This window comes from Streptococcus parasanguinis, assembly GCF_001578955.1.
GTDB classification, from domain to species: domain Bacteria; phylum Bacillota; class Bacilli; order Lactobacillales; family Streptococcaceae; genus Streptococcus; species Streptococcus parasanguinis_U.
Genome location: NZ_KQ969689.1, coordinates 347111 through 356321 on the forward strand (window position 1 = coordinate 347111; position 9211 = coordinate 356321).

Here is a 9211-nt window from a genome sequence, read left to right on the forward strand (position 1 = left end):
CACCGAACGGCTAACCAGTTTATTCAGCAACAAAAGATGCTAGATCTTGCTGTCATGGGGGACATGGGATTAGACCAGGTAGACCAAGAGGAGCTTATAGGAGTCAAAGGGGCGCGTGTCGAATTTGGTTCACTGCTGGATTTGACAGTGAAAGGAACAGGAGAGGCAATTCGACTTTTTTCTGCCCCAAAAAGCCTTTCTTCTTTTCGTGTGACCAAGGGGCGCCTGCCCCAAAAAGAAGGGGAACTGGCCCTAGCAAGTTTTTGGGAGGGTCGCTATCAGATAGGGGATACCCTCACACTTGAAGAAAAGGCTGGAACTCGCTCTAGTTTAAAGCGAAAGCAATTCACCATTGTTGGCTTTGTACAATCCTCTGAGATGTGGTCTCAAAAGAATTTAGGCACTGCCATGAGTGGCAGTGGGAATCTGGATGCCTATGCTCTGGTTTCAAAAGAAGTCTTCACCACCAAACTTCCCGCGATGGCGCGGATCCAGTTTGATGATCTGAAGTCTTTAGATTCTTTTTCGCAAGTCTACCAAAAACGGCTCGAAGCTCATCAAGAAGAGTTAGAAAAACTTTTGAAAGATAATGGAAAGGCTCGCTATCAAAGACTCAAGCAGGAGGCGGATGGCCAGATTCAAAAAGGCCAGAAAGAACTCAGTCGTGCCAAGGAAACACTCCAGTCAGCCAAGAATCAGATCGATCAGGCTCAAAAGCAATTAGACTTGCAGGAGGCGCAGTTCAAAAAACTAGCTCCATTTCTGCCATCTAAAGAGCAAGTAGCCAGTCAAGAAAAGCTCCATCAAGCCAAAGAACAACTGGATCAGAAAAAGAAGGACTGGGCTACAGGTGAATCGGAGCTCGGAAAAAAAGAGGAGGAGCTGAAAAAAGCCCAAAGGGAGCGAGATCAGCTGGAAATTCCAGCTTATCATGTCTATGACCGCAAGACCATGCCAGGTGGACAAGGTTACTTGATGTATAGCAATGCCAGTAGTAGTATCTCTGCTGTTGGAAATATTTTTCCGGTCGTTCTTTATCTGGTAGCAGCCATGGTGACCTTTACCACGATGACCCGCTTTGTCGATGAAGAGCGAACCAATGCAGGTATTTTTAAGGCGCTGGGCTATCGTACCAGGGACATCATTCTCAAATTTGTTCTCTATGGATTCTTTGCAGGGACGATCGGTACCCTTCTAGGAACCTTGCTGGGCCATTATTTCCTATCGGGGATCATTTCCAACATTATCACGCAAGGGATGGTGATTGGAGAGAGCAGAGAGTATTTTTATGGAGATATGACTCTGATTGCGCTCGGACTGTCTTTCGTTGCGAGTGTGCTTCCGGCTTACTGGGTTTCTCGCAAGGAATTAAAAGAAGAAGCCAATCTTCTATTGCTTCCTAAACCACCGGTATCTGGTTCGAAGATTTTCCTGGAGCGTCTCCATTTTATTTGGAAGCGTCTGAGTTTCACCCACAAAGTCACTGCTCGTAATCTCTTTCGTTACAAACAACGGATGCTGATGACCATTTTTGGAGTGGCAGGTTCTGTTGCTCTCCTCTTTGCAGGGCTAGGAATTCAATCTTCTGTAAGAGGTGTTTCCAAACGCCAATTTCAAGAGATCCTATCTTATGAGTTGATTGTAGCCCAAAAACCCAATGCATCAAGCCAAGAAAGCAAGGAACTAACCAATCGTCTGGAAAAATCAGATATCAAGGATTATCGACCGATCTATAGTAAGGTCATTGAAGCATCTTTAAAGAGTGGACGCGACAAGCAGACCATTACGATGATGGTAACGGACCGTACAGATTTTGCTCCCTTTGTAAGCTTGCGTTCTATCAAGCAAGGAGAGTCCTTGTCTCTCAAGAAAGGGGTCATCATCAGTAGTAAGCTAGCGCAATTAGCCCGGGTTACAGTCGGTGATCGACTGACCTTAGATGGCCACTCTTTTAAGGTAGCAGGGATCACTGAAAATTATGTCGGCCATTTTGTCTATATGGATCAGGCAAGTTACCAAAAAATCTACGGAAAGCGGACTTCAGCAAATAGCTATTTGGTGCAGTTGAGAAATCCTTCTACACGAAAAGTGCAGACTGTCAGTCGAGACATGATGGATCTTGCAGCTGTGAAGGCGGTTAGTCAGAACGCTTCGATGATTTCCCTCTTTAATTCAGTTGCCAAATCTTTGGACACCACTATGATGATTCTAGTAGTTGTATCGATCTTACTAGCCATCGTGATCTTGTATAATTTAACCAATATCAATGTGGCAGAGCGAATCCGGGAATTATCGACCATTAAGGTCTTAGGATTCCATAATAAGGAAGTGACGCTCTATATTTACCGCGAAACCATCTTATTGTCTATCATAGGGATCCTCATGGGATTAGTGGGTGGTTATTATCTTCATCAATTCCTCATTGCTTTGATTGCACCAGATGCCATTCTCTTTTACCCTAAAGTGGGACTTGGCGTTTTCCTCTTCCCTGTCGGAGGAATGATCCTTCTCTTGATCCTGTTAGGAATTTATGTTGACCATTATCTCCGAAAAGTAGACATGCTCGAAGCCCTCAAATCAGTAGACTAAGATACAAAGCCGTTAAGCAACTCTTTGGAAAAAGATAAATCCAACGACGAAGCTTCCGCTTCTAGCCTGAGTTTTCATTTCTGGTAGCATGGAATGTTCATAAAACTTTCACCTTAGGGTGGAAGTTTTTCTTCTCTTTGTTATAATGGAGAGAAGGAGAAGATCATGACTAAAATTGCTTTACTTTCAGATATTCATGGAAATACGACAGCATTGGAAGCTGTCCTAGAGGATAGTCGAAAAGCCAAGGTGAATGAATATTGGCTCTTAGGAGATAGTTTGATGCCAGGAACAGGGAGACGGGCCCTCTTGGAGCTGTTAGAGGAGTTACCTATTACGGTTAAAGTCCTTGGAAACTGGGAAGATAGTCTTTGGCGGGCTATGAGAGGGATGTTGGATGAGACCAGATCCAGTCATCGCTACCTCATGCGCCAGTGTCAATATATTCTGGAAGAAATCACACCCCAGGAAATTGAAGTCATGCAGGAAATGCCCATGCAGGTCCATAGAGAAATCGCAGGTTTAAAGATCGGTATTACCCACCACTTACCCGATAAGAATTGGGGTCGCGAATTGATTCACATTGGTGAGCAGAAGGATTTTGACCGCTTGGTGACAAACCCGTCTTGTGATATTGCAGTCTACGGACACATTCACCAGCAGTTTTTCCGTTACGGGACAGGCGGAGAACTGATCATCAATCCTGGCTCGATCGGTCAGCCTTTCTTTCTGGAAAAGAATCTTCGCAAGGACCTTCGGGCCATGTATGCTATTCTTGAATTTGATCAAATGGGGCTAAAAGATGTAGATTTTAGACGGGTGGATTATGATGTCCAAAAAGAACTGCAACTCGCAAAAGACCTCCATCTTCCTTATTACCAAGTGTATTATGAAAGTTTGGTCAATGGCATTCATCATACCCACAATCATGAGCTTCTTCATGAGATTGAGCAGAGAGAAGGTCATGATCGAGAAATCGATGCTTGGTTAGAGGACTTCTTTCAATAGTGTAACTGTTGACATTACAACTAAAAAGAGTATAATAGGATTAACGGAAGTCGTTCCTTGACGGTTGTTCAATAGACTCTACCTTCAAAAACGGGTAGAAAGGAGTGAAGTTATGCAAATTTCGAGTCGCTTTACCATTGGGACTCATGTCTTGATCATGATTGCTCTACAAGGAGAAAAAACAAAAGTAACCAGTGATTTTTTGGCAGGAAGTGTCGGAGTGAACCCTGTTATTATTCGAAAGACCTTGTCTCAGTTGAAGAAAGCAGGATTGATCCATGTAGCGCGTGGGACAGGCGGAGCTGAGCTCGCAAAAGTAGCCGATGAGATCAGCCTGCTGGATATCTATCAAGCGGTAGAATGCTTAGGTTTGACAGGTCAATTATTTGGTTTTCATGACAATCCGAATCCAGCCTGCCCGATTGGCCACAATATCCACAATGTTTTAGATGGGAAGCTTGAGGACATTCAGACTGCTATGGAAAAAGAAATGGCCCAAACCACTTTAAAAGACGTCGTGGAAGATACGCAGAAAAGAATGAATCTCGAATCCGTTTCATAAGAAAAAGATCGAAGAAGTGTAACCTTCTTCGATCTTTTTTGCTGAGATCGGAACTTGAACCTCTATTAGTCTATAGCTTTTGCCCACTTTTTGGATAAGTGGTGAGAAAAACTAGAGAGAGCAAAGTTAAAGAGAAAATAGACTGCTACGATCAATAAGTAGAGAGTAAAGAATTTGCGAGGGTTCAAAATAACCTCTTATTAGAATTTGCCAGCTTCCAGACAGGTGAACGGCTTAGAATTTTCTATTATCTTTCACTCTTTCTTTTTTTGATGAGGGAGAATCCAAGGAAACCTGTTAAGGCACCCAATAAGCTAAAGAATACATTGCTACTAGAATCTCCGGTTTTTGGCAATCCTACTTGCTCTAAATCCATTACTAATTTAGTAACAGAATTCTGAGATGGTTGAGGCTCTACAGTTCCTTCGTGAGAGAGCGGATTTTCTTTTTTAACTTCTTTTTTAACTTCTTTTTGGCTTGGTTGAACTGGTTCAGGGACTATTGGTGAAACGGGTGTTGGAGTTGGTGTTATGGGAGTAACAGGATTAGAAGCTTCTTTCACATATTCGTATACTACATGGAGCGTCCCCTCTTTCATAGGACCAATCTCTGGTGCAGATGAGGATGAAATCCCTACTAGAAGATATTTTTGTCCATTAAAAATAATATAGTCTGGGCGTTCGAGATTATTTTCTGTTGTGTTGTAGTTTTTAAGTCTACCATCCAATCCATAGATAGAAGTCATGGCAGTATCAGTATATGTAGGTTTGATGGATTGGTTAGATCCTTTGATCACATAGTCAATCAGAACGTTTCCTTGGTAAAAAGCAGATACGTCTTGATCAGCCATATCTTCTTTTTCAGATGCATAATACGTAACCGATGGATTATTCTTTAATGTAAATATTTCCACATAGTTAAAGAAAGTATTGGGATCAATATTGGTGTCATTTGGAATTTTGGTCCAGTCCCCATTATTAGGTGTAATGTAGGTATTTGGACTTGCAACGGACTTGATGAGATGACCATCCTGTACGTAACTTTCATCCACTAGGGTAGGATTGCCCAACCCACCATAACTTAGATTACCATCCTCATCAGCAAAATAAACCTGATTAGATTTATATTCTTCTAAACTCTGACAGCCTTCTTCATAACTGGCTATCCCACCTTCTTGGCTACATTTCCATGCAAAACGGGCATCAATCGGTAAGTATTTGATTTTCTTTGCCTCTTTTAATGGAAGTGTTACAGCTACACGAAAAGCAGTACTTTTAAGGGTTTTAGAGCTAATTCCATATAAATGAACAATTCCGTCTCCTGGATAAAGGTGTTCTCCAGGATAACCATTTTCATTTGCATCCATATTGACAATTGCCGGTTTTTTACCTGCTCTTAATTCTTCTGCAGTTGGAACAACTGAGGAATCTGAATTAAGGGTAGTAGTAGGATCAGTGTCAGAATCCGAAACAATTTCATCAGGAAGAATGACTTTCATTGGTACATTGACGGGAACAGGATTTTCATTGGCATCTCGTGTTCCAATCAGTGTGAAATCAACTTTAGCGCCTGGAATGTCTGGAATGCGGAGTCTGATATCGCGAACTGTTTGTACACGATCACTAGAATGCATCCCTTTAAACGCAACTGTATAAGAATAGACAACACTTTCACCATCATCTGTTAAAGCTGCGGGATGTCCCTCAATATTGACATATCCATCTTCGTTTACGATATTACTTTTTGGAGGAGTCGCTGTACTCCTAGTAGTTTCCGAAGTGGTTGTAGCTAGAGTATAGTCTTCATCACTAGAGGGAACATTGTCCTCAGCGCTCGAAGAACTATTGTTCGTTACGATAGAATGTTCTCCCTGTGGTGCATTTGCTTGAGTTGTTGATAACTCTACTGTTACAGAAGTCTCTGAACTCCTATTCTCATCAGCTTTCACAATCGTATGAGTATAGGTATTTAATACAAATACGGAAATCGATGCGATACCTAATTTCGTTAATTTTTTCATATGATGAGGTCTCCTAAATGTAATCAAAATTTCCATTATAAAAATAGAAATTTGTTAAACTTTTCATCTGCATTATAAACTAAAATCGGTTGATTTACAATCAATTATTTATAGTATAATAGCTGTTTTTCCTGTACAAAAAGAAAAAAATTAGAAAGTGACTGAGCTATTCAATAAAAAAATTAAGTTGTGAATTCCGAAGCATCTTGTTAAAGAAGAAGTAAGGAGGATATGGATGGATTTCTATGCAAGAAAAACTGACTAAGGCATCATTCATAAAGAAGGACCTAAAGATGTTCTATAGATGACTCATCGATTTTTCAGGAAATAGGAAGAACATATGATGGCAATGGAAGATTCTAGGGACTTCAAATGGGGTGTGCTTTTTTGCAGTTCATAGAGGTTATCTTATTTAAATAAGATAATTTTTTATTTCTAAGTTCTTTCAAAGAGGTTATATAACCTCTTTTGAAAGAAGGCTATAAGATGCACGTTTCAATAAAGTCTTATACTATCTTTTTTGATTATATTGAAAGAGGCTGGGACAAAAAGATTTTGATTTTAGGAATTCTTTATTATAAATTTTTAAAATCGATAGATTAGACAAAAAAGCGAACAAGACAGTATTCTGAGTGTCAGATAAACTCGTTTTGTTCGTTTTTTATATTTAAGGTTAGACTTTTGTCTCAGACTCTAAAATGAGATAATAGTGCATAAATATTAAGGTGTAATATAAATTTAAAAATATCACGTACATAAGAAGTTGAACCGACTTTTCGTCCATTTGAATAAGTGACTACGACTTCTTTAATTTTTCTTGGTTGAGCAGGGTCATAATATTGAGTTAATTTTACAGTAACATTACTGTTCACTAGAGAAGCACCCCCAAGTGCAAGACTTACTCCACTAATATAAGGGCTTGCTGGACTCGGCTTTAAAGCAATCAAACCTAAGATAAATGATTATACTGACTGGATATATCCTAAATTATATGTGACGGTTGTGACATAATTCCAAACACCGGAACGAAGTCCTGAAGCAACTAAGAAATTAGAACTAGAAAATGCTGGAATATAATCAGCACCATTGTTATTGTTTATGTCAACATAAGAGAGTGTACCATCAATATCTGTGAGTAAGCCAATATCTCTGTTTAAATAAGCTGATAAACCTGTTTCTTGATTAGTTACAGAAATTACATTCCCGTTTTCTGTAACTGTATAATTTCCAACATTATATGTATCAGCATTTACTGGTTTGGAAAATATAAAGCAAAAATATAACTCCTAAAGACAGAGCTATTAGTACCCAAATACTTCTCCTAGCTTTCATAACCCTACTTCCTTTCTAATTTTACTATATTCGCTGAAAAAACAACAACCCCTGATACGCCAGAAAGTACTAAAAAGATATTCCCATTTTTAAAACCACAGTATGATAAAAATATACTTCCAAATAGAAAAACAACAGAAATCAATATACCTAAGTTTTTCATATTACAACTTGCTCCTTTCTCTTTGTTAAATTAAACCACACAAAGGATAAAAATGTTAAATCTTTATTGTTGTATTATAATTAATCTAGTGGAACTAGTGCTTTTTTAACATAAGTAAATATTACCCTCTACATATATTAAGTAAACACTCAAATTTACTATTGAATAAGAATAAATGCTGGTATTAATTAACAATGCATCTTTTAATCCTTTTTATTTAAACATGACGGGGAGCCATATATCCGCTTCTCTTCTCTCTATAATAATTGAAGCGCTTTCATCTAATTGTATTGTATCTCTAAAGGATTTAAAAAGCAATGATTAGAATAACAAAATAGAATATATTTCTCAGAATGTAGACAAATCCTATCTGCAGTATAAAAATTGACCTGTTGGAGGTTGTTAGCTTTATAGTGAAAACTCTTAGGAATACTGATGTAGCGCTATTCTTAAGAATCTTTTACTTTCTCTGGTTAAAGAAAAAGACTGAAGAAAATTTTCCAAAATGGACTTTTTCTTCAGTCTGTATATTTCTATTCTTAGTATATGTATTACATAACTGTAACATTTTCTAGAATAATATTGTTAAAGGAGGCTTGCAAAATGAAAAAACTACTTACTTTGTTAATTTTAGGAATTGCTACTATATTTCTAATATCGTGTTCCAAACAAGATACTCTTAATGGAAAGTATTATGATATTTATGATGGTAAAGCTAAACTTATCTTAGAGTTTAATGAAAATGGTGGAAGATTCTACGAGAATGAAACTCGTGATTCTACGAGAATGAAACTCGTGCTATAACTAATGTTGATACAAAAAACAAGCGTTTTACATTTTCTGTTAATAGTCGTGACTTTGTCGTTACCTATGATTTAAAAGCAGGTGGTTCTTTAAAATATGATACAGGCAGTTATTTTACTTCTAGCAATAAGAACACTGCATACAAAAAGGATAGTGAAGCTTATAAAAAGGCACTAAAAATCACCAGATGAGGTGTTGGTTTAGTGTACACTTTTTACACTAAACTTTAGTTCAAAAAGAAGGCAATTCCCTTAGTTTAACTATGAAATTCAAACTATTTTTTATCAAATACCTTGATATACTTTACAAATGGTAGAAAAGGACTTAGTCCTGTACAGTACAGAACTAAATCCTTTACTTAAATTATTTGTCTAACTTTTGGAGTCAGTACACTTTAGTGACCTGATTTTTTTGTAGTTGATTGTAAAAGGATTAGTCAAAGTAAAGCAAGTCTTTGCTGGTTTCTGTAAAGAGTCCAAAGCCGTCTTTTGTGACATAGCCGCAGTCTTCGATACGGACTCCGACTTTACCTGGGATATAGATCCCTGGTTCGACTGAGAAGCACATGCCTTCTTCAAGTACCAGTTCATTTCCTTCCATAATAGAAGGGAATTCATGCACAACCATACCGATACCGTGTCCGAGGCGGTGGTTGAAGTATTCACCATAGCCAGCTTTTTCGATAACGCTCCGTGCAGCACGGTCAACGTCATGTGCGGTTACACCAGGTTTG

General features: G+C 38.5%; 6 protein-coding genes and 1 pseudogene. 4 read left to right on the top strand and 3 right to left on the bottom strand.

Features of this window, described 5'->3' with window-relative positions; genetic code table 11:
• The 3 genes from SPADD19_RS01665 to SPADD19_RS01675 form a co-directional block, all read left to right on the top strand.
• Positions 1-2589 (top strand): ABC transporter permease (locus tag SPADD19_RS01665; RefSeq protein WP_061455039.1); only part of this gene is annotated, 2589 nt, incomplete at its 5' end.
• Positions 2590-2754: 165 nt separating this feature from the next.
• Positions 2755-3597, top strand: coding sequence for a metallophosphoesterase family protein (locus SPADD19_RS01670; RefSeq protein ID WP_061455040.1), 843 nt, complete (start codon positions 2755-2757; stop codon positions 3595-3597).
• Positions 3598-3709: 112 nt separating this feature from the next.
• Positions 3710-4159: an Rrf2 family transcriptional regulator gene (locus SPADD19_RS01675; protein ID WP_061455041.1), complete on the top strand. Its 450-nt coding sequence runs from the start codon at positions 3710-3712 to the stop codon at positions 4157-4159.
• A 247-nt stretch (positions 4160-4406) separates the two neighbouring features.
• On the opposite strand, the gene SPADD19_RS01680 is transcribed toward SPADD19_RS01675, so the two are convergent.
• Both SPADD19_RS01680 and SPADD19_RS12015 read right to left on the bottom strand, forming a co-directional pair.
• The gene (locus SPADD19_RS01680; protein ID WP_061455042.1) at positions 4407-6179 is read right to left on the bottom strand and encodes an LPXTG cell wall anchor domain-containing protein; all 1773 of its coding nucleotides are present in this window, start codon (positions 6177-6179) and stop codon (positions 4407-4409) included.
• A 1336-nt stretch (positions 6180-7515) separates the two neighbouring features.
• Positions 7516-7674, bottom strand: coding sequence for a hypothetical protein (locus SPADD19_RS12015; RefSeq protein ID WP_164905818.1), 159 nt, complete (start codon positions 7672-7674; stop codon positions 7516-7518).
• Positions 7675-8277: 603 nt separating this feature from the next.
• On the opposite strand from SPADD19_RS12015, the pseudogene SPADD19_RS13125 reads away from it, so the two are divergent.
• A pseudogene (locus tag SPADD19_RS13125) lies at positions 8278-8669 on the top strand (hypothetical protein).
• 241 nt (positions 8670-8910) lie between these two features.
• On the opposite strand, the gene SPADD19_RS12320 reads toward SPADD19_RS13125, so the two are convergent.
• Positions 8911-9211 (bottom strand): M24 family metallopeptidase (locus tag SPADD19_RS12320; protein WP_241496393.1); only part of this gene is annotated, 301 nt, incomplete at its 5' end.